Source organism: Pseudomonas sp. CCC4.1, assembly GCF_035019225.1.
GTDB classification, from domain to species: domain Bacteria; phylum Pseudomonadota; class Gammaproteobacteria; order Pseudomonadales; family Pseudomonadaceae; genus Aquipseudomonas; species Aquipseudomonas bubulae.
This window is the reverse complement of sequence record NZ_JASJWL010000004.1, coordinates 56174-76185: the sequence shown is the minus strand read 5'-3', so window position 1 is coordinate 76185 and position 20012 is coordinate 56174. Positions and strand designations below refer to the sequence as shown.

17 protein-coding genes and 1 pseudogene are annotated in these 20012 nt (G+C 59.8%); 11 read left to right on the top strand and 7 right to left on the bottom strand.

Annotated features, from left to right (window positions below):
- Positions 1-5: 5 nt before the first annotated feature.
- The 3 genes from QN377_RS03010 (at position 6) to QN377_RS03000 (ending at position 2635) form a co-directional block, all read left to right on the top strand.
- Complete coding sequence (locus QN377_RS03010) at positions 6-1283, top strand: flavohemoglobin expression-modulating QEGLA motif protein (protein ID WP_095001280.1); 1278 nt, start codon at positions 6-8, stop codon at positions 1281-1283.
- A gap of 117 nt (positions 1284-1400) precedes the next feature.
- Positions 1401-2312, top strand: coding sequence for an alpha/beta hydrolase (locus QN377_RS03005; RefSeq protein WP_095024890.1), 912 nt, complete (start codon positions 1401-1403; stop codon positions 2310-2312).
- Positions 2309-2635, top strand: a complete 327-nt coding sequence (locus QN377_RS03000; protein WP_029611547.1) for a hypothetical protein — start codon at positions 2309-2311, stop codon at positions 2633-2635. Before QN377_RS03005 ends, QN377_RS03000 begins: the two co-directional genes overlap by 4 nt.
- A gap of 160 nt (positions 2636-2795) precedes the next feature.
- Here the strand turns inward: QN377_RS03000 and QN377_RS02995 are convergent, their stop codons facing one another.
- Positions 2796-3575 carry an OmpA family protein gene (locus QN377_RS02995; RefSeq protein WP_095001282.1) on the bottom strand — a complete coding sequence of 260 codons (780 nt, stop codon included), beginning with the start codon at positions 3573-3575 and terminating at the stop codon, positions 2796-2798.
- Positions 3576-3641: 66 nt separating this feature from the next.
- The gene (locus QN377_RS02990) at positions 3642-4055 is read right to left on the bottom strand and encodes a DUF4398 domain-containing protein (RefSeq protein WP_019822131.1); all 414 of its coding nucleotides are present in this window, start codon (positions 4053-4055) and stop codon (positions 3642-3644) included.
- Between the two features lie 270 nt (positions 4056-4325).
- Here QN377_RS02990 and ppc point away from each other — a divergent pair, with 270 nt between their 5' ends.
- From ppc to QN377_RS02965, 5 genes and pseudogenes are all read left to right on the top strand, one after another.
- Positions 4326-6956: a phosphoenolpyruvate carboxylase gene (gene ppc, locus QN377_RS02985; protein ID WP_095018183.1), complete on the top strand. Its 2631-nt coding sequence runs from the start codon at positions 4326-4328 to the stop codon at positions 6954-6956.
- Positions 6957-7242: 286 nt separating this feature from the next.
- Complete coding sequence (gene adk / locus QN377_RS02980; protein ID WP_095001284.1) at positions 7243-7890, top strand: adenylate kinase; 648 nt, start codon at positions 7243-7245, stop codon at positions 7888-7890.
- A 95-nt stretch (positions 7891-7985) separates the two neighbouring features.
- On the top strand, positions 7986-8669 hold the full coding sequence (tsaB, locus tag QN377_RS02975) for a tRNA (adenosine(37)-N6)-threonylcarbamoyltransferase complex dimerization subunit type 1 TsaB (RefSeq protein WP_322212470.1): 684 nt from the start codon (positions 7986-7988) through the stop codon (positions 8667-8669).
- Positions 8670-8785: 116 nt separating this feature from the next.
- Positions 8786-9073, top strand: coding sequence for a hypothetical protein (locus tag QN377_RS02970; protein ID WP_095018181.1), 288 nt, complete (start codon positions 8786-8788; stop codon positions 9071-9073).
- A 4-nt stretch (positions 9074-9077) separates the two neighbouring features.
- A pseudogene (locus QN377_RS02965) lies at positions 9078-9940 on the top strand (DUF72 domain-containing protein).
- Here the strand turns inward: QN377_RS02965 and QN377_RS02960 are convergent.
- Complete coding sequence (locus tag QN377_RS02960) at positions 9937-10557, bottom strand: energy transducer TonB (RefSeq protein ID WP_095026623.1); 621 nt, start codon at positions 10555-10557, stop codon at positions 9937-9939. The pseudogene QN377_RS02965 and the gene QN377_RS02960 sit on opposite strands and share 4 nt — an antisense overlap.
- Before the next feature lie 93 nt (positions 10558-10650).
- Here QN377_RS02960 and QN377_RS02955 point away from each other — a divergent pair, with 93 nt between their 5' ends.
- The gene (locus tag QN377_RS02955) at positions 10651-11433 is read left to right on the top strand and encodes a class I SAM-dependent methyltransferase (protein ID WP_095001289.1); all 783 of its coding nucleotides are present in this window, start codon (positions 10651-10653) and stop codon (positions 11431-11433) included.
- 118 nt (positions 11434-11551) lie between these two features.
- On the opposite strand, the gene QN377_RS02950 is transcribed toward QN377_RS02955, so the two are convergent.
- Positions 11552-12193, bottom strand: coding sequence for a TetR/AcrR family transcriptional regulator (locus QN377_RS02950; protein WP_095001290.1), 642 nt, complete (start codon positions 12191-12193; stop codon positions 11552-11554).
- An 89-nt stretch (positions 12194-12282) separates the two neighbouring features.
- Here QN377_RS02950 and QN377_RS02945 point away from each other — a divergent pair, with 89 nt between their 5' ends.
- On the top strand, positions 12283-13383 hold the full coding sequence (locus QN377_RS02945; RefSeq protein WP_322212473.1) for an efflux RND transporter periplasmic adaptor subunit: 1101 nt from the start codon (positions 12283-12285) through the stop codon (positions 13381-13383).
- A gap of 5 nt (positions 13384-13388) precedes the next feature.
- Entirely contained in the window at positions 13389-16454 is a 3066-nt protein-coding gene (locus QN377_RS02940) for an efflux RND transporter permease subunit (RefSeq protein ID WP_095001292.1), read from the top strand.
- Positions 16455-16617: 163 nt separating this feature from the next.
- Here the strand turns inward: QN377_RS02940 and QN377_RS02935 are convergent, their stop codons facing one another.
- From QN377_RS02935 to plsB, 3 genes are all read right to left on the bottom strand, one after another.
- On the bottom strand, positions 16618-17016 hold the full coding sequence (locus tag QN377_RS02935) for a YbaY family lipoprotein (RefSeq protein ID WP_095001293.1): 399 nt from the start codon (positions 17014-17016) through the stop codon (positions 16618-16620).
- A 124-nt stretch (positions 17017-17140) separates the two neighbouring features.
- Positions 17141-17317, bottom strand: coding sequence for a hypothetical protein (locus QN377_RS02930; RefSeq protein ID WP_153328079.1), 177 nt, complete (start codon positions 17315-17317; stop codon positions 17141-17143).
- A 123-nt stretch (positions 17318-17440) separates the two neighbouring features.
- Positions 17441-19939, bottom strand: coding sequence for a glycerol-3-phosphate 1-O-acyltransferase PlsB (plsB, locus tag QN377_RS02925; protein ID WP_095001294.1), 2499 nt, complete (start codon positions 19937-19939; stop codon positions 17441-17443).
- Between the last annotated feature and the right edge of the window lie 73 nt (positions 19940-20012).

Sequence of the window (20012 nt, the reverse complement as noted above, 5' to 3'; positions counted from 1 at the left end):
TGCCGGTGGACGACTACCAGCGCACGATACGCACCTTGTCTGACCGCATCGTGCTGGCACAGACACCGATCCGCGTGCTGGATGCGGTGAAGTGGGATGACAGCATCCGCCAGGGCTTTTTAAAGGCCAAAGGCAAGGCCATGCCTGCAGTTGATCGCGACTATTACCTGGGCCGGCCACTGGCTTTTGATTCGGCGGCGGTGAAGTCCGAGTTCCAGAACATCGAGCGGGATATCACCCGCCAGTTGGGGCAATTCAACCCGGTCGGGCAGATCATGCGGCGCATGTGCAAGGAATACCGCATGGTGGTGCGCATGCTCGAAGCCCGTGGCACCGAGGATTTCGGGCTTATTTCCCAGGAGCTGTATGGCGCAGCTTCCGATGCGTTTCATGCTGGCGATCCGACCCTGGCTGACCTGGGCCTGATGATGTCCGATTACCTGGACAACATCGACGGGCGCGGGGCGCTCAAGGACGAAGCCAAGATCCTGACCGCCAAGGATGCCGTGAATCTGCTGCAAAGCCGCCTGAACAAGGTGTTTGGCGAGGCTGAAGAAACCATCCGCGTGTTCGAGTCCGACGGTATCGTGGCAGATGCGGCGGCGGGTGCCGACTACATCAAGATCCGTACCGATGCGATGTTCAACGAACGCGACGTGCGCGCCCTCGAAGTCCACGAAGGGCTGGTGCATGTGGGCACCACGCTCAATGGCCTGAACCAGCCGATCTGCACCTTCCTGTCCAAGGGGCCGCCTTCTTCCACCGTGACCCAGGAAGGCCTGGCAATCCTGATGGAAATCATCACCTTTGCCTCCTACCCCAGTCGCCTGCGCAAACTGACCAACCGAACCCGCGCCATCCATATGGTGGAGGAGGGCGCAGATTTCATGCAGGTGTACGAGTTTTTCCGCGAGCAAGGCTTCGAGATGCCAGAAAGTTATGGCAACGCGAGTCGGGTTTTCCGTGGGTCGGTGCCAAATGGACTGCCATTCACCAAAGACTTGTCCTACCTCAAGGGCTTCATCATGGTTTACAACTACATTCAGCTGGCCGTACGTAAAGGCAAGCTGGAACAAGTGCCGCTGCTGTTCTGTGGCAAGACCACCCTGGAGGACATGCGAACCCTGCGTCAGTTGGTGGATGAAGGCCTGGTGGTAGCGCCCAAGTACCTGCCGGACCAGTTCCGCGACATGAACGCGCTCTCGGCCTGGATGTGCTTCAGCAACTTCCTCAACCATTTGAGCCTTGACCGTATCGAAGCGGATTACTCCAACATTTTGTGAACCCTGTGGGAGCGGGCTTGCTCGCGATACAGGCGCTGCGGCGTTTCAGTTGAACCGCGTCGATGCCATCGCGAGCAAGCCCGCTCCCACACTCACTCGTTCAGGCGAATCGTTCTGATGAAAATCCTGGCTGCACTCTGCCTGCTGTTGACCCTCAGCGGATGCAGTTCCCTGTTGTTCTACCCTGAGCCCGGCCAGCCGGTTACTCCGAAGGCCGCTGGCCTGGATTATAGCGATGTCACCCTGACTGCCGCCGATGGCACGCGCCTGCACGGTTGGTGGCTACCGGCCAAGAAAGGCGTGCCGCTCAAGGGCACGGTGCTGCATCTGCACGGCAATGGCGGCAACCTGGCTTACCATCTCGGCGCCACTGCCTGGTTGCCGGAGCAGGGTTATCAAGTGCTGATGCTCGACTATCGCGGTTACGGCCTGTCCCAAGGAGAGCCCGGGCTGCCGGCGGTGTATCAGGACATCGATGCCGCTTTTGACTGGTTGCAGCATGAGCCGCAAGCCCGGGGCCTGCCGCTGATTGTGCTGGGGCAAAGCCTGGGCGGCGCCATGGGCATCCACTACCTGAGCGAGCACCCGCAGCAGCGCGCGCGAGTCAAGGCGGTGGTGCTCGATGGCGTGCCGGCCAGTTACCGCGAAGTGGGGCAGTTTGCCCTGAGTACGTCCTGGCTGACCTGGCCGCTGCAGGTGCCGCTGTCCTGGCTGGTACCGGATGCCGACAGTGCTCTTTACGCGATACCGAACATGGGCGACACGCCGATGCTGATCTTCCACAGCCTCGATGATCCCATCGTGCCGCTTTCCAATGGCCTGCGCCTGTACCAGGCTGCGCCACCGCCCAAGGTGCTGCAACTGACCCGTGGCGGCCATGTACAGACGTTTGCCGACCCGACCTGGCGTCAGGTAATGCTGCGTTACCTGGATGACCCGCAACATTTCAATGGCGTGCGGCGCCTGGGCGAAATTGCCAATTACCCCGCGTCACCGAACACCGAACTTGAATCCGAGAGCCAACAATGAGTGAAGAACGCAACGCCATCCCCCTGATCATCACCGGTATCTGCAGCATCATCGGCACCGTGGGCGCCCTGTGGTACTACGGTTACCTGCATTTTGCCAAGCCCGAGGACGCCTTGCTGCTCAGCGACTTCACCATGCTCAAGACTATCCCGGGGGAGGACTATAAGGTTTCGCTCACGCCGGCCAACCAGGTGGCACAGTGCATCGACGGCATCATCGTCTTGTTCGATACCGAGCAAAAAGGCCTGACCGGTGTGCTGGTCAACAACAAGAAACAGGCCGTACGTTGCCTGGGCCAGGAAACGCCGAAGCTGGAGCAGTAACGTTCTGTTGTGGGAGCGGGCTTGCTCGCGATTGAATCGCCTCGGTATGCCTGACTAACCGCGCTGTCTGCATCGCGAGCAAGCCCGCTCCCACAGTTGTGGATATATTTGCGCAAAAAAAAAGCCCCGCCTGATTACTCAGGCGGGGCTTTTTCATGTCTTACTTCATGGTTGAACGCGGAGCAACCGGCTGGTTGTCGTTGGAGATGGTCACTTCAACGCGGCGGTTCTGGGCGCGGCCAGAATCGGTGCTGTTGCTGGCCACCGGGTATTCCTTGCCATAGCCCTGCGCCACGATGCGGGTAGGGTCTACGCCTTTGCGCACCAGTGCATTACGCACCGACTCGGCACGGCGCTCGGACAGGGTCTGGTTGAAAGCCGCCGAACCGACACTGTCGGTGTAACCCTCGACAATCACCTTGCGGTCCGGGTTCTGCAGCAGGTATTCGGCCAGGGTGTTGATATTGCGCATGCCGTTGGGTTGCAGCTCGGATTTGCCGAACTGGAACAGCACATCACCAAAGGTCACCAGTGTGCCGCGTTCGGTTTGCTTGGCGTTCATGCCTTTGAGTTGCTGGATCTGCGCATCACGGGCATCGAGCAAGGCCTGGTTGCGCGCCGCACCGGCGTTTTTCAGATTGTTTTCAGCGGTTCGCAACGCGATGGTCTGCTTGGCCACTTCCACACGCTGGTTGGTCAGGTAAGCCAGCTGGTCAACCTTGGACTCGTCTTCCTTGTTCAGGTAAGCCTTTTCAGCCTTGTCCAGCCATTCGCTGGCGTCCTTGGTTTCGAGCGCTGCAACCTTGGTCGCTTCAGGGTTGGTTTGCAGGGCCGAGAAGTTGGTCTTGGCGTTTTCCAGGTTGACGTTGGGCTGGTGCGAGCACGCCGCCAGGCCAACGCTCAGGGCCAACAGGGCAGGGATCATTACTGTATTGCGCATGATATGTCGTCCTTTCTATCGATTAGGAATGCTGTGTCGTCAGATGCAGTCAAAAAAGGGCAGCGTTTACTGAACGCTGCGCATGCCTTCCTGACGCAATTGCTGAACGGCATTCTGAGCATCCTGAACAGCCTTCTCGGCTTTAGCTGCCTGGGCCTTGCGCTCTGCTACGCGAGCATCCCACTCAGCCTGTTCGGACAGGCGGCGGGCCTCGTCATATTTTTTGTCATGCATGGCCAGCTCGGCCTGCTTGAGCTTGTCCTGGGCTGACTTCATTTCCACCGGTGCATATTCAGTGGCACCTGCGCTCACGGCGTTGTTCACCGCCGATTGCGTCACGGCGTACTGCTCTGAAGGTGGATTGCCAGCACAACCGGCCAGAACGAAGCTGGTGCCGATTGCCAGCGCAGCCAGTTTTAGCCCGCGCAGGCGAGGTGAGGTGGTTTTGACAGTGCGGGTCATCATGGTCTTCAACTCCATTGGGAAGCTCCTTAAAAAAGCAAATTCCATCACGACTGGCGACGTCACCCGGAGTGTTGGAACACGAGTTCCAGCGGTGATGGTTAATGGCTGTGACCGAAGCGTTTTTTGAATAGTTCAATAAAAGATGGCATTTGGCCTAAAAGATTTTCTGACCGATTGGTCAGCGCATTTTTTTAAATCTGTGCTTCCCATGGCTTGCCTCCAACTGCCTTTGCAACGCACTCTTGGGGCACGAGCTGTCCCCGGATCCTGCTGGAGAAACTGCTGATGACCGATATTGATGCACGCTTGCGCGATGATGTTCACCTGCTGGGTGAGCTGTTGGGTAATACGATTCGTGACCAATACGGCGAAGCTTTTCTCGCCAAGATCGAGCGCATTCGCCAGGGGGCCAAAGCCGACCGGCGCGGCACCACCGGCGAGGAGTTAAGCGCCATTCTGGACGCCCTGGGCGATGACGAAGTGCTGCCCGTTGCGCGAGCCTTCAACCAGTTTTTGAACCTGGCCAATATTGCCGAGCAGTACGAACTGATCCACCGCCGTGAAGAAGGCCAGCCCCAGCCGTTTGAGGCGCTGGTGTTGCCGCAACTGCTTGCGCGCCTGCTCGCCGAAGGCCATGACCCCGAGTCGCTGGCGCGCCAGGTCAGCCGTCTTGAAATTGAACTGGTACTCACCGCACACCCCACTGAAGTGACTCGCCGCACCCTGATCCAGAAGTACGATGCCATAGCCGAGCAACTGGCGGCCCAGGACCATCGTGACCTGACCCTCGCGGAAAAATCCGAGATTCATCAGCGCTTGCAGCGGTTGATCGCCGAGGCCTGGCACACCGAAGAAATCCGTCGCACCCGACCTACCCCTGTGGATGAGGCCAAGTGGGGTTTTGCGGTGATCGAGCATTCGTTATGGCACGCCGTGCCGCATATGCTGCGTAAGGCTGACAAAGCTCTGCATGCCGCGACCGGCCTGCATTTGCCGCTTGAGGCCGCACCGGTCCGCTTTGCTTCCTGGATGGGCGGCGACCGTGATGGCAATCCCAATGTCACGGCCAGCGTTACCCGTGAAGTACTGCTGCTGGCGCGCTGGATGGCGGCGGACCTGTACCTGCGCGATATCGACAAACTGGCGGCCGATCTGTCGATGCAACAGGCCTCGGCGCAACTGCTGGCCGCCGCAGGCGACAGCGCCGAGCCGTATCGCGCCGTACTCAAACAATTGCGTGAACGCCTGCGGGCCACCCGCAATTGGGCGCATACAGCCTTGCACAGCACCCAGGCCGCGCCGCCTGAAGTGCTGCAGGACAATCGCGAACTGCTGGCGCCGTTGCAGCTGTGTTATCAGTCCCTGCATGCCTGTGGCATGGGCGTAATTGCCGATGGCCCGCTGCTCGATTTCCTGCGTCGGGCTGTAACCTTCGGCCTGTTCCTGGTGCGCCTCGATGTGCGCCAGGATGCTGCACGCCATGCCTCGGCCATGACTGAAATCACCGATTACCTGGGCCTGGGCCGCTATGAGGACTGGGACGAAGATGCGCGTCTTAGCTTTCTGATGCGCGAATTGAACAACCGTCGGCCGCTGTTGCCCGGATATTTCAAGCCGGGTGCCGACACCGCCGAAGTGCTGGCGACCTGCCGCGAAGTCGCTGCCGCACCGGGCGCCTCGCTGGGCTCCTACGTGATCTCGATGGCCGGTGCTGCCTCGGATGTACTGGCGGTGCAACTGTTGCTCAAGGAGGCTGGGCTGGAGCGGCCGATGCGGGTTGTACCGCTGTTCGAAACCCTCGCCGACCTCGACAATGCGGGGCCGGTGATCGAGCGCCTGCTGCTGTTGCCGGGTTATCGCGCGCACCTGCAGGGCCCGCAGGAAGTGATGATCGGCTATTCCGACTCGGCCAAGGATGCGGGCACCACCGCGGCCGCCTGGGCGCAGTACCGGGCGCAGGAAGCCCTGGTCAATATCTGCCGTGAGCAAGGCGTCGAGCTGCTGTTGTTTCATGGTCGCGGCGGTACCGTGGGGCGCGGCGGTGGCCCGGCTCACGCGGCCATCCTGTCGCAGCCGCCGGGCTCGGTGGCGGGGCGTTTCCGCACCACTGAACAGGGCGAAATGATTCGCTTCAAATTCGGCCTGCCGGACATTGCCGAGCAAAATCTCAACCTGTACCTGGCCGCCGTGCTGGAGGCCACTTTGCTGCCACCGCCCCTGCCGGAGCCGGGCTGGCGGGTACTGATGGATGAGCTGGCGGCAGACGGGGTCGCTGCCTACCGTGGCGTAGTGCGGGATAATCCGCAGTTCGTCGAGTACTTTCGCCAGTCCACCCCGGAGCAGGAGCTGGGCCGCTTGCCTCTGGGCAGTCGGCCGGCCAAGCGCCGGGCAGGGGGCATTGAAAGCCTGCGGGCCATCCCGTGGATTTTTGGCTGGACCCAGACCCGCCTGATGTTGCCCGCCTGGCTGGGTTGGGAAACTGCATTGCGTCGTGCACTGGAGCGCGGTGAAGGTGATCAACTGGCACAAATGCGTGAGCAGTGGCCCTTCTTTCGCACCCGTATCGACATGCTGGAAATGGTCCTGGCCAAGGCCGATGCCGATATCGCCCGGCTTTACGACGAGCGCCTGGTGACCCCGGAACTGCTGCCATTGGGTGCGCACTTACGCGACTTATTGTCGCAGGCGTGCGCAGTGGTGCTGGGCTTGACCGGGCAGGCGCAGTTGATGGCACATAGCCCGGAGACGCTCGAGTTCATCCGTTTGCGCAACACTTACCTTGATCCTCTTCATCTATTGCAGGCCGAGCTGCTGGCACGCTCGCGTCGCCAGCAAGCGGCGCAGGACAGCCCTCTGGAACAAGCGTTGCTGGTGACTGTGGCCGGGATCGCGGCCGGCTTGCGCAACACCGGCTAAGGCAAAACAGCGGCAAATGTCGCGCCAGAGCGGGCGGGGACACGGCAGACTGGATGCCGATCGCTGCGCGGGCGCGACACTTTATTGTGGGGTTGCGACCTGTGACACCCGGCCGCACAGGCCCGTTTGGCTGTAATTTTTCCTACTTTGGGCGGCTTGTGTGGGCCGGGCCTGCTGTGTATCTTGATCAGCCCTTGGCCGTTTTGATGGCCATAACCCGATTTTGAGACTGGCCCAAAGAGGCGAGTTTGTTGTCATTTAAATAAAAAATTTGAGGAGCACATCGATGCGCGTAATTCTGCTGGGAGCTCCCGGGGCCGGTAAAGGTACTCAGGCAAAGTTCATCACTGAAAAATTTGGCATCCCGCAAATCTCCACCGGCGACATGTTGCGTGCAGCCGTAAAAGCCGGCACCGAGCTGGGCCTGATCGCCAAAGGCGTGATGGACAGCGGCGGCCTGGTTTCCGACGACCTGATCATCAATCTGGTCAAAGAGCGCATTGCTCAGCCGGATTGCGTAAACGGTTTCCTGTTCGACGGTTTCCCGCGCACCATTCCGCAAGCTGAAGCGCTGGTTAAAGCCGGTGTCGAGCTGGATCACGTGCTGGAAATCGCCGTTGAAGACGAAGAGATCGTCCAGCGTATTGCTGGCCGTCGTGTACACGAAGCCTCGGGCCGTGTGTACCACACCGTCTACAACCCGCCAAAGGTTGAAGGCAAGGACGATGTGACCGGCGAAGATCTGGTACAGCGCAAGGACGACACCGAAGAAACCGTTCGTCACCGCCTGTCTGTTTACCATTCGCAAACCAAGCCGCTGGTGGACTTCTACCAGAAGCTGGCCGCTGCTCAGGGCAAGCCCAAGTACAGCCACGTTGAAGGCGTTGGCTCGGTAGAATCGATCACGGCCAAGGTGCTTGAAGCACTGAGCTGATAAGTCGATTTTGCGTCATGACAACAGCCCGCTTGCGGGCTGTTGTTGTTTATACTGCTGCACTTTTTTCAATTCTGATTCTGACGGGAACACCGATGACCACCTTGCTGGCCCTGGATACCGCGACTGAAGCTTGCTCAGTTGCCTTGTTGCACGATGGCAAGGTTACTAGCCACTACGAGGTGATCCCGCGCCTGCATGCGCAAAAGCTGTTACCGATGATCAAGGCGCTGCTGGCCGCGGCCGGTGTCGAGCTGTCGGCGGTTGAGGCCATTGCCTTCGGTCGCGGGCCTGGTGCCTTTACCGGTGTGCGTATTGCCATTGGCGTGGTTCAGGGCCTGGCCTTTGCACTGGAGCGCCCGGTGTTGCCGATCTCCAACCTGGCGGTCCTGGCCCAGCGTGCTCACCGTGAGCACGGCGCAACCCAGGTGGTGTCGGCGATCGATGCACGCATGGACGAGGTGTATTGGGGCTGCTACCGCGAAGAAGCGAGTGAGATGCGCCTGCAAGGCGCTGAAGCGGTATTGGCGCCTGAGGCTGCGGCCTTGCCCGATGGTGCTACAGGCGACTGGTATGGCGCGGGCACTGGCTGGGGCTATGCCGAGCGCTTGAACGTCAAGCCGTATGCAATGGACGCAGGCATGTTGCCCCACGCCGAAGACCTGCTGACCCTGGCCCGCTTTGCCTGGGCCCGCGGCGAAGCCATCCGTGCCGATGACGCCCAGCCTGTGTACCTGCGCGACAAGGTAGCGGCTACAAAAGCCGAACGTGGCGTTTGATCCACTTTTGTAGCAGCTGCCGAGCGGAGCGAGGCTGCTGCTACAAAATGGCCGGCCCATTTGCTTAGTCTGCCCTGCGCCGCTAAATTGTATCTATCGTTACAGAGCATGCAGCCATGCGCATTGACAGCTTTTCTCCCCGGTCATACCCCATCAAGCGCAAGCCGCGTAATGGTCAGGCGGTGGTTGATGAGTCGGTTGAAGACACTGAGGCTGCGCCCGAAAACACCCCCCGCACATCCTCCGGCGCCGAGCGCATCAGCCAGTTGCCGGTGCGCTCGCAAGACATGATCTTCCAGCGCGCCATGAGCAAAAGCGCGGCCAGTGCCCTTGCCAGCTACCTGACCACCGCAGGCTTCGTCGACTGGGAACAGGAAGTGCTGGGCCTGGATCTTTACATCTGAGTACATGACTGACCTTCCTTACTACCTCGGTTGTCCGTCCTGGAGTGAAAACGCCTGGCGCGAAGGGCTGTATCCGCAAAACGCCCGCCCGGCGGATTTTCTGAGCCTGTATGCGCAGGTGTTCAATGCGGTCGAGGGCAACACCACGTTTTACGCCAGGCCTGCACCGACCACGGTGGTCCGATGGGCACAAAGCCTGCCTGAACACTTTCGGCTGACGGCCAAGTTCCCTCGGGATATCAGTCACGGCGGTGATTTGCGCGAGCAATTGCATGCAGCCGAAGACTTCCTGCAACTGTTGCAGCCCTTGGGAGCGCGTGTAGCGCCATTTTGGCTACAACTCCCGGCAAGCTTCGGGCCACAGCGCCTGGCGGAGCTGGTGAGCTTTGTGGACGCCTTGCAGAGGCCGTTGGCCGTTGAGGTGCGGCATCCGGAGTTCTTCGCCAAGGGCGATGCCGAGCGCCTGCTCAATCGTCTGCTGATGGATCGAGGGGTTGAGCGTATCTGCCTTGATTCGCGGGCACTGTTCAGTTGTGATTCGGGCGACCCTGCCGTGCTTCACGCACAATCGAAAAAGCCCAGGGTGCCCCCACGTCCGGCGGCTTTCACGCAATGTCCGCAGGTGCGTTTTATTGGCCGTCCGGAGCTTGAGGCCAACGATCCTTACCTGGTGCCCTGGGTTGAAAAAGTCGCGGGCTGGATCGAGGAAGGGCGCACGCCCTATGTTTTTTTGCACACGCCGGACAATCACCGTGCTCCGGAACTGGCACGGCGTTTTCATCTTCAACTGAGTGAAAGGTTACCTGGGTTGCCGGCATTGCCCGAGCTGCATCCCCCCAGAGTCGCGAACAACTAGACCTGCTTTAAGCCGCCAGGCGCAAGTTGTTGACCACCAGCGGGCGTGCCCAGCCCAGATCGAAATCCATGGCCCGTTGTTGCTCGATCAGGGTCATGGCATCGAAGGGCTCGGCAGGCGGCGGCAGCAAGTCAGACTCAAACTCGGCAATGGGCAGATGCAACGCGCGAGGTTCAGGCGCAGGGCCCGGTTCAGGCAGCGGATGGCCCTGAGCCATGACTACTGGGCGCACCCACGTAGTGTTGAAATCCTGCTGGTGTTGTTGCTCGACAATGACCTCAGGCGGGTAGGGCACGCCGGGCGGTGGCAGCAGGTCCAGTTCAAATTCGGCAATGGGCAAAAACAGGGCTTCAGGCGGGCGCAGTTCAGTGTCCTGAACGTCGCAGTGGCGCTGGGTCACGATAGTGCCCAAAACCTCACTGCCGCCACGGGGCTCGGCATTTTCATTTTTGGCTGTCGGCGCTGTATCAACCGTCGCATAGTCTTCAGTACCGGACTGCTCGGCCAATGCCTGGGCGTAGAAGTCCTTCCACAGGTGGTTGACGCTTCCTGTGATCTGGGAATTGTGTCGGCCAAAGTCACCAATGGGCGCAATAAAGCCGATAGATGCGGATTGAATGTCTGACATAACTCTCGGTTGGCGCTCAGCTCTGGCAAAATGCCGGATATTTCATTTATCGGCAGTCTTTGCCGATCATTAAATTTTTGAGCGTGTTTTTAGATGATTGAGCAAACAGCGGGCTGTCGTATCAAAGTCGAGGCACTGGACGAGGCTTATCAGGCCCTGGCCGAGCAATGGGCCGAGCGTCTGGGTTTGTCGTTGGACGAACCGGACGCCGAGTTCGCCTTGCAATTGAGCGCCCAGGGTTTGCAGCTGCAGCAGTTGGGCGCAGATGCGCCGGGCCCGGTGCGGGTCGACTTTGTCGAAGGTGGCGCGGCCCATCGACGTTTGTTTGGCGGCGGCACGGGGCAGATGATCGCCAAGGCCGTGGGCATCCAGCAGGGTGTGCGCCCGCGGGTGCTGGATGCCACGGCGGGCCTGGGCAAGGATGCATTTGTGCTGGCGAGCCTGGGCTGTGAAATGAGCCTGATCGAGCGCCAGCCGCTGATCGGTGCCTTGCTCGAAGACGGGCTGGCCCGTGGTCTGGATGACTTTGAGGTGGCGCCGATCGTGTCGCGTATGCACTTGCTCAAGGGCAATTCGATCGAAGTGATGCGCAATTGGCAAGGCGAACCGCCGCAGGTGATTTACCTGGACCCGATGTTCCCCCATCGCGAAAAAACCGCCCTGGTGAAAAAGGAAATGCGCTTGTTCCGACCATTGGTGGGTGATGACAACGATGCCCCGGCGTTGCTGGAAGCTGCGCTGGCGTTGGCCAGCCACCGGGTGGTGGTCAAGCGCCCGCGCAAGGCACCGTGCATTGCCGGGCCCAAGCCGAGCCATGCGCTGGATGGTAAGTCGAGCCGTTACGATATTTATCCGAAAAAAGCGTTGAAACCTTAAAAACCCCTCTCCCGGAGGGAGAGGGGACTAAAGGTAAAAGCAAATCTGCGTAACACCACAGATCAGCCCCCTCTCCCTCCGGGAGAGGGTTGGGGTGAGGGTAAAAGGCGCCGCGGTCTCACGACAATGGCTGATACGCCCGCATAAATATCCCCACCACTTCCTGCACATGGGCCTCGCTTTCCTCGGGCCCCGGCGGCTCACCGCCGGCAAACAGCAGGCGGAAGTTCGGCGCGCCCTTGAGCATGCAGAAGAAGTGCTCCGCCGCATAATGGGGGTTGTCGATCTGCAGCGCGCCACTTTGATCCATCTTGCGCAGTAGCCCCTCCATCTCGTGCACCACGCGCTCCGGCCCGGCCTCCAGAAAGATCTGCGACAGCTTGGGGTCCTGGCTGCCCAGAGCAACCATCAGGCGATGCAGGTTTAGCGACTCTTCGCTGTTGATCAGCACCTGAAAACCACGGGCAATGTTCAGCAATACATCCTTGATCGGCTTGCCTGCAGGTAATTCAAAGAACAGTACCGGCAACTGTTCGGTGCATTTGGACATGATGGCCGAGGAAAACAGGGTCTCCTTGTCGGTGAAGTGACTGTAGACCGTCAGTTTTGACACGCCTGCCAGACCCGCAACCGCATCCATGCTGGTGTTGGCATAGCCCTTGGTCAAAAACAGGGTTTTGGCGGCGTCGAGGATCGACTGGCGTTTTGCCAGGTCCTTGGGGCGCCCGAGGGCATTGGGGGGTAAAGGATTGTCAGACATATCCGTTTATTACTGGACTGGTGAGTTTAGTATTAATAACATGCTGCCAGTATAAATATTCCAAGCCCCATTAGCGAAAGGTCATCACCATGTTGCGCCATGCCTTGCCCCGCGCTGTGCCTGTGTGTCTGCTGTTTTTATTGTCTGGGTGTGGGCAGCAGGAGCCCGCAAAAATCAGCATCAGCCCGGCGATGGTGGTGCAACCGCAGCCTTCGGCACTGGCCAGCCAAAGTTACCCCGGCGAAGTGCGGGCACGCTTTGACCCGCAGTTGGCGTTTCGCATTGGCGGCAAAGTTACCAAGCGTCTGGTGGACGAGGGGGAGCGGGTCAAGGCTAATCAGCCGCTGGCCGAGCTGGACCCGCAGGACGTGCGCCTGCAACTGGACGCCACCCGCGCCCAGGTCGCCGCCGGGCAGGCCAACCTGAACCTGGTGCGTGCCGAGCGCGACCGCTACAAGACCCTGCTGGACCGGCAGATGGTCAGCCGTTCGCAGTTCGATAACGCCGAAAACCTCTACCGCTCAGGCGAAGCCAGGCTGCAACAGCTCAAGGCCGAGCAGGACGTGGCCAGCAATCAGGCGAGTTATGCGGTGTTGCGTGCGCCGCAAGACGGTGTGATTGCCCAGCGTCAGGTCGAAGTGGGGCAGGTGGTCAATGCCGGGCAAACGGTGTTTACCCTGGCTGCCGACGGCGAGCGTGAGGTGTTGATCAGCTTGCCGGAACAGGATTTTGGCCGTTTCAAGATAGGCATTCCGGTAGCGGTCGAGTTGTGGTCGCAGCCTGGCCAGCGCTTCAGCGGTCGCATCCGCGAACTGTCGCCTTCAGCTGATTCTAAATCGCGCACCTTTGCTGCCCGTATCGCTTTCACCGCTGGCAAAGTGCCTGCCGAACTGGGACAAAGTGCCCGGGTGTTTATTCAGAGTGAAGGTGTCAGCTCGCTGTCGGTGCCGTTGTCGGCCCTGACGGCGGAAAATGGTGCGTCCTATGTGTGGCGGGTGGGCCAGGGCAACAAGTTGGAGCAGGTGCCCGTGCGTGTGGGGCCGTTTGGCGAAAGCAGCGTGCCGGTGCTCGAAGGCCTTACGGCCGATGACTGGATTGTCGCCGCCGGTGTGCATGTGTTGCATCCCGGCCAGGAGGTGCGGCCGATTGATCGCTCCAACCGGGCGATCAATGTCGCGGCCAAGGAGTAGTCGCCATGGGTTTTAACCTTTCCGCATGGGCGTTGCGAAATCGTCAGATCGTCCTGTTTCTGATGCTGTTGCTGGCAATCGTTGGCGGTCTTTCTTACACCAAATTAGGGCAAAGCGAAGACCCGCCGTTTACCTTCAAGGCGATGGTAATCCGCACCCTGTGGCCGGGCGCCACGGCTGAAGAAGTCTCGCGTCAGGTCACCGAGCGAATCGAGAAGAAACTGATGGAAACCGGCGAGTACGAGCGCATTGTCTCGTTCTCGCGCCCGGGTGAATCGCAAGTGACCTTTATGGCCCGCGATTCGATGCATTCCGACCAGATCCCCGAGCTGTGGTATCAGGTACGCAAAAAGATCAGTGATATCCGCTACACCTTGCCACCGGATGTTCAGGGGCCGTTCTTCAACGATGAATTTGGCACGACCTTTGGCAATATCTACAGCCTGAGCGGCGAAGGTTACGACTACGCGGTACTCAAGGACTACGCTGACCGTATCCAGATCCAGCTACAGCGGGTCAAGGATGTGGGCAAGGTCGAGTTGCTGGGCCTGCAGGACGAAAAAATCTGGATCGAACTGTCCAACCTCAAGCTCGCGACCCTGGGTTTGCCGCTGGCTGCCGTGCAAAAAGCCCTTGAAGAGCAAAACGCAGTATCGACGGCGGGCTTCTTCGAAACCCCGACCGAGCGCGTGCAATTGCGTGTGAGCGGTAACTTCAAGACGGTCGAAGAGATCGAGCGCTTCCCCATTCGCGTAGGCGAGCGCACCTTGCGCATCAGCGACGTGGCGGATGTGCGTCGCGGTTTTAATGATCCTCCGGCACCGCGCATGCGCTTTATGGGCCAGGACGCGATTGGCCTGGCCGTGGCGATGAAGGACGGTGGCGATATTCTGGTGCTGGGCAAGGCACTGGACACCGAGTTTGAGCGGATCCAGAAAAACCTTCCGGCGGGGATGCAACTGGGCAAAGTGTCAGACCAGCCTGCGGCGGTGAAAACCAGCGTTGGTGAGTTTGTGCAGGTGCTGGTCGAAGCACTGGTCATCGTTTTGCTGGTGAGTTTTTTCTCCCTGGGTGTGCGTACCGGCATGGTGGTGGCGCTGACCATTCCGCTGGTGCTGGCCATGACTTTTGCCGCCATGCATTACTTTGGCATCGGCCTGCACAAGATCTCGCTGGGCGCGTTGGTGCTGGCGCTGGGCCTGCTGGTCGACGACGCGATCATCGCCGTGGAAATGATGGCGATCAAAATGGAGCAGGGCTACGACCGGCTCAAGGCCGCCAGCTTTGCCTGGACCAGCACCGCGTTCCCGATGCTCACCGGTACGCTGATAACGGCTGCGGGCTTTTTGCCGATTGCCATGGCGCAGTCGAGCACCGGCGAATACACCCGCTCGATTTTCCAGGTGGTGACCATTGCCCTGCTGGCGTCGTGGGTGGCTGCGGTGGTGTTTGTGCCGTATTTGGGCGCGCTGTTGTTACCGGACCTGGCGAAGATTCATGCGGCCAAACACGGCACAGGGGCTGGCGTGCCTGACCCCTATGCAACGCCATTTTACCAGCGCGTACGTCGGTTGGTGGAGTGGTGTGTGACCCGGCGCAAAACCGTGATTGCCCTGACCGCGTTGGTGTTTATAGGCTCGGTGGTGCTGTTCAAGTTTGTTCCGCAGCAGTTCTTCCCGGCGTCCAGCCGACTGGAGCTGATGGTCGATATGAAGCTGGCCGAGGGTGCTTCGTTGAGCAACACCACCGACCAGGTCAAGCAGCTCGAGGCACTGCTCAAGGATCACCCGGGCATCGAGAACTATGTGGCTTACGCAGGCACCGGTTCGCCCCGCTATTACCTGCCACTGGATCAGCAACTGCCCGCGGCGAGCTTTGCCCAGTTTGTGGTGTTGGCCAAGACCATCGAGGACCGGGAAAGCCTGCGCACCTGGTTGATCGACACGCTCAATGAACAGTTCCCGACGATACGCTCGCGGGTGACGCGTCTGGAAAACGGCCCGCCTGTGGGCTATCCGGTGCAGTTTCGGGTGACCGGCGAGCATATCGAAGAGGTACGGGCGCTGGCGCGCAAGGTCGCAGCCCAGGTGCGGGGCAACCCCCATGTGGTTAACGTGCACCTGGACTGGGAAGAGCCGAGCAAGGTGGTCAACCTCAATATCGATCAGGACCGGGCGCGTGCCCTGGGGGTGAGTACGGCCAACCTGTCACGCTTCTTGCAAAGTACCTTGCTGGGCTCGACGGTCAGCCAGTACCGCGAAGATAACGAGTTGATCGAAATTCTGCTGCGCGGCACAGCCCAGGAACGTACCGAACTGGCGCTGCTGCCGAGCCTGGCGGTACCGACCGATAATGGCCAGAGCGTTGCCCTGTCGCAGATTGCGACCCTGGAGTACGGCTTTGAAGAAGGCATTATCTGGCACCGCAATCGTCTGCCGACCGTGACGGTGCGGGCGGATATTTACGGCAAGGAACAACCGGCGACCCTGGTGCAGCAGATTCTGCCGACCCTGGAAGGTGTGCGTGCCGAGCTGCCGGATGGCTATCTGCTGGAGGTGGGTGGCACGGTGGAAGACTCCACCCGCGGCCAGGACTCGGTGAAGGCCGGCGTACCTCTGTTTATCGTGGTAGTGCTGACGTTGCTGATGGTGCAGTTGCGCAGTTTCTCGCGCATGGTGATGGTATTCCTGACGGCGCCTTTGGGTTTGATCGGGGTGACATTGTTCCTGTTGTTGTTTGGCAAACCGTTCGGTTTTGTGGCGATGCTGGGCACCATTGCGTTGTCGGGGATGATCATGCGCAACTCGGTGATCCTGGTGGACCAGATCGAGCAGGACAAGGCGGCGGGGCTGGACCCGTGGCGGGCGGTGATTGAAGCGACGGTACGGCGGTTCCGGCCGATTGTGCTGACCGCGCTGGCGGCGGTACTGGCGATGATTCCACTGTCACGCAGCGTGTTCTTCGGGCCGATGGCGGTGGCCATTATGGGCGGGTTGATCGTGGCGACTGTGCTGACGTTGCTGTTCTTGCCTGCGTTGTATGCGGCTTGGTTCAAGGTGAAGAAGGTCTAGGAGCCAAAGCCCCTCTCCCTAACCCTCTCCCGGAGGGAGAGGGGACCGACCGCGTTGATGCGGGATTCAACTCAATGCTTTCAGACTGCCGAGATTCTTGAAAATCCCCCAATCGGCTCCCTCTCCCTCCGGGAGAGGGTTGGAGTGAGGGCGAGCCTGCGGATTAGCGAATCTGATCCACGCGCACACGGATCGGCTGCTGGGTCTTGGCCGTCAGGTCGACACTGTTGCGCTCGGTGTTGATAAACAGCAACTGGCCGTTCTCTTCAATCCGCGCGCTGATTGCGTAGGTGTGGCCGGGTTTGATTTGCGCCGGGTCATAGGTCAGGTGGAAAGGCAGTGGCACCTGGCCTTTTACCGGGCCGCTCTGTTTGGCCAGTGTTACCGCTGGCGCGTCGGCCAGAGACACATCCTGCAGGCTCACTTCCAGTGTAGCGGTAGGTGGCAGGGCGATACGTTGCAGGTAGAACACTTCACCGTCGAGGGACGCTTGCGGGGTCGAGGTCATGGAACTACAGGCTCCCAGCAGGGCGGTCAGGCTCAGTAAAAGTAACTTTTTCATAGGGCAGACTCCGTTTCTTTTCCTGTGTAAGACATTTCACACTGGAGAATGGAAGGGATTCTAGCAATGAACTTGCCTTTGAAGCGGCAAACCTGTGCCTGACAACCGCTGCTGTTTCAGTGGGTTATTCAGTCAGAGGTTCATCCTGGGATTCGTCAGGGGGGTTGTTGTGGCTGGCGGGTTGGATGCCGTTGCCACCGTGGACGCTGCCATCGGGATTCTGAACATGCCAGGGCGTGCCAGCATTGCCCCTGGTTTCAGGAGAGGGGTGTTCGGAGGGGGTTTTGTTGTCTTGGGTCATTTCCAGACTTCCTTATCGTTGGTTTGCTTTGGATGTGTGCCGAAATTTTCGGCACACATCCAAGGCTAGTCGCGGATTGGAAGGCTGAAACCGGTCGAGACGTTTCAACTCAACTTTGCAGGATTATCCCACGCTCTCGGAAATATCCGCGGCATCTTCACTGCGGTGCAGTGCCACCTGGCGAATGGACAGGCGGATTTCCGCAGGCAACACGCGCTTGGCGGCCCCTTCAGCCAGTTCACCGAGCAGTTCGTGGTAGCTCAGCTTGCCATTGGTGTCGCGGCGCAACACGTCCTCTTCAAGCAAGGTCTGGATAAAGTGCCGGAACAGGCTCTTGTCGAAGAATTCCGGGGCGTTGAGCCCATGCAGAATCGACAGGCGCTGGGCCATCATGGTGCACAGGTCTTCCAGTTCTTCGGCGCTCAGGGTGTTCTGGCCGCTGTTGAGCAGCAGGGATATGGCCATGTAAAAGCGCTGCAGGGTTTGCGCAATGCTTTTGGACAGCAGCGTCAGCAATACAAAGTGTCGCGAGCTTGGCGCAGGGCGCAGGTACACGTCTTTTTCGAACCGTAGCAACCCTTGCTCGACAAAGGCTTCAAGCCATTGATCGACCACTCCGTCGAGTTCTTGCTCGGACCAGCGGATAAACAGTTCCGATTGCAGGTACGGATACAGCGCATGGGTGTAGCGCAGGATCTGTTCGCGGCTCATGCGCGAAGTGCTCTGGAAGAAGCTGGCGAGTAAAGATGGCAAGGCAAAGATATGCATCACGTTGTTGCGGTAATAAGTCATCAGTACCGCGTTCTGCTCATCCAGATAGAGGATCTTGCCCAGCGCATCGCTTTGCTCGGCCAGCAGATTCATGTCTTTGACATGCTTGATCAGCGCCGGGCCATCGCCTTCGGGCAAGGTGGTGTACGGCGAGTAAGGCACACGGCGCAGCAGGGCCAGATAGAGGTCCAGTACCCGGGCCATGGCTTGCTCATCCAGGGCCAGGCGGGTAGTGGACAGCAAGGCCAGTGCCACCAGGTTTACCGGGTTGATGGCCGCCGCTTCATTCAGATGCCGGGCAACCTTTTCTCCCAGGCGGTTGGTGGTCTGGCTCAGCCATTCAGGGCGGTAGGACGGTGCAAGCTCCTGCTGACGCCAGCCCGGCTGCTCCTGCTCAAGAAACTCGGCCAGCTTGATCGGCTCGCCGAAGTTGACTGCGACCTGACCGAACTTCTGTTTTTTCAGCGCACCGATCACTTTGAAAATGTCAAAAATCGACTCTTTTTTCTTGCTGGCGCCGCGCAACTCACCCAGGTAGGTGCGGCCTTCAAGAACGCGTTCGTAACCGATGTATACGGGTACGAACACGATCGGCGTGCGTGATGAACGCAGGAAACTGCGCACGGTGATGGCCAGCATCCCGGTTTTCGGTTGCAGCATGCGTCCGGTGCGCGAGCGGCCACCTTCGACGAAGTACTCTACCGGGAAACCCTTGGTGAACAGGGTGTGCATGTATTCGTTGAACACCGAGGTGTACAACGGGTTGCCCTTGAAGGTGCGGCGCATGAAAAATGCCCCGCCACGGCGTAGCAGCGGGCCCAGCACCGGCATGTTCAGGTTGATCCCGGCGGCAATGTGCGGCGGGGTCAGGCCGTTGCGAAACAGCAGATAGGACAGCAGCAGGTAGTCGATATGGCTGCGGTGGCACGGCACATAAATGATCTCATGGCCCTGGGCGACCTTTTGCACGCTCTCGATCTGGTTGACCTTGACCCCGTCGTAAATCTTGTTCCAGAACCAGCTCAGCAGCACTTCAAAAAAACGGATCGCGGTGTAGGTGTAGTCCGAGGCGATTTCATTGGCGTAGCGCAGCGCAAGGGCACGGGCCTTGTCGGGCGAAATATTCTCGCGCTCGGCTTCATCGAGGATCGCCTGGCGCACGGAAGGCTCGTTGACCAGGCCCTTTACCAGCGTACGCCGGTGCGACAGGTCGGGGCCGATGGTCGAGATTTTCAGGTTGCGAAAGTGCACCCGTAAAATGCGCTGGGCCATGCGCACGGTGCGTTCGTGGCCCTTGTTGAGGTCGACCAGCTCTCGCATATGGATAGGGGCCGAGAACTGCACGCGGGTTTTACGGCCCAGAATCAGGATGCGCAGCATGCGCCGCAAACGCCCGGTCACGGCCCAGCTGTCGGCGAACAGCAGTTTCCAGGGGCTGGACTCGCTGTCGGGGGACTGGCCCCAGAATACGCTGACCGGGATGATTTGCGCGTCTTCCCCCGGGTGCTGGCTCAAGCCGTCAACCAGTCGGGTCAATACCGGCGGTGCGCCACGCTTGTCCTGACGCCCCAGCCAGTCCGGCTCGGGGGTCAGGTAGAAGAAGGCAGCTGGCTCTATCATCTCGCCTACGGCAACTGGCAGCACCGGGCGCGGCAGGCCGGCTTTGGAGCACTCGGCGTCGACAACGGCCAGCTCGGTCAGCGAGGGCGATTGCAGTACATAGAACACCGGTCGGCTGCGATCCAGGTTCAGGGTCAGCGAAGACTGGTTGATGGTCTCCGAGCGCACCCACAGGTACAGCAAGCGACGCAGGGCGCCAAATACAAGGCGGCGGAATGGGGAGGGGGTCATACGGCTTCTGCGTTAGTGAATTAAACGAGCGTTTACTCGGTCGGGTAGTTTGCAGTATCAGCGCAAAATCGGC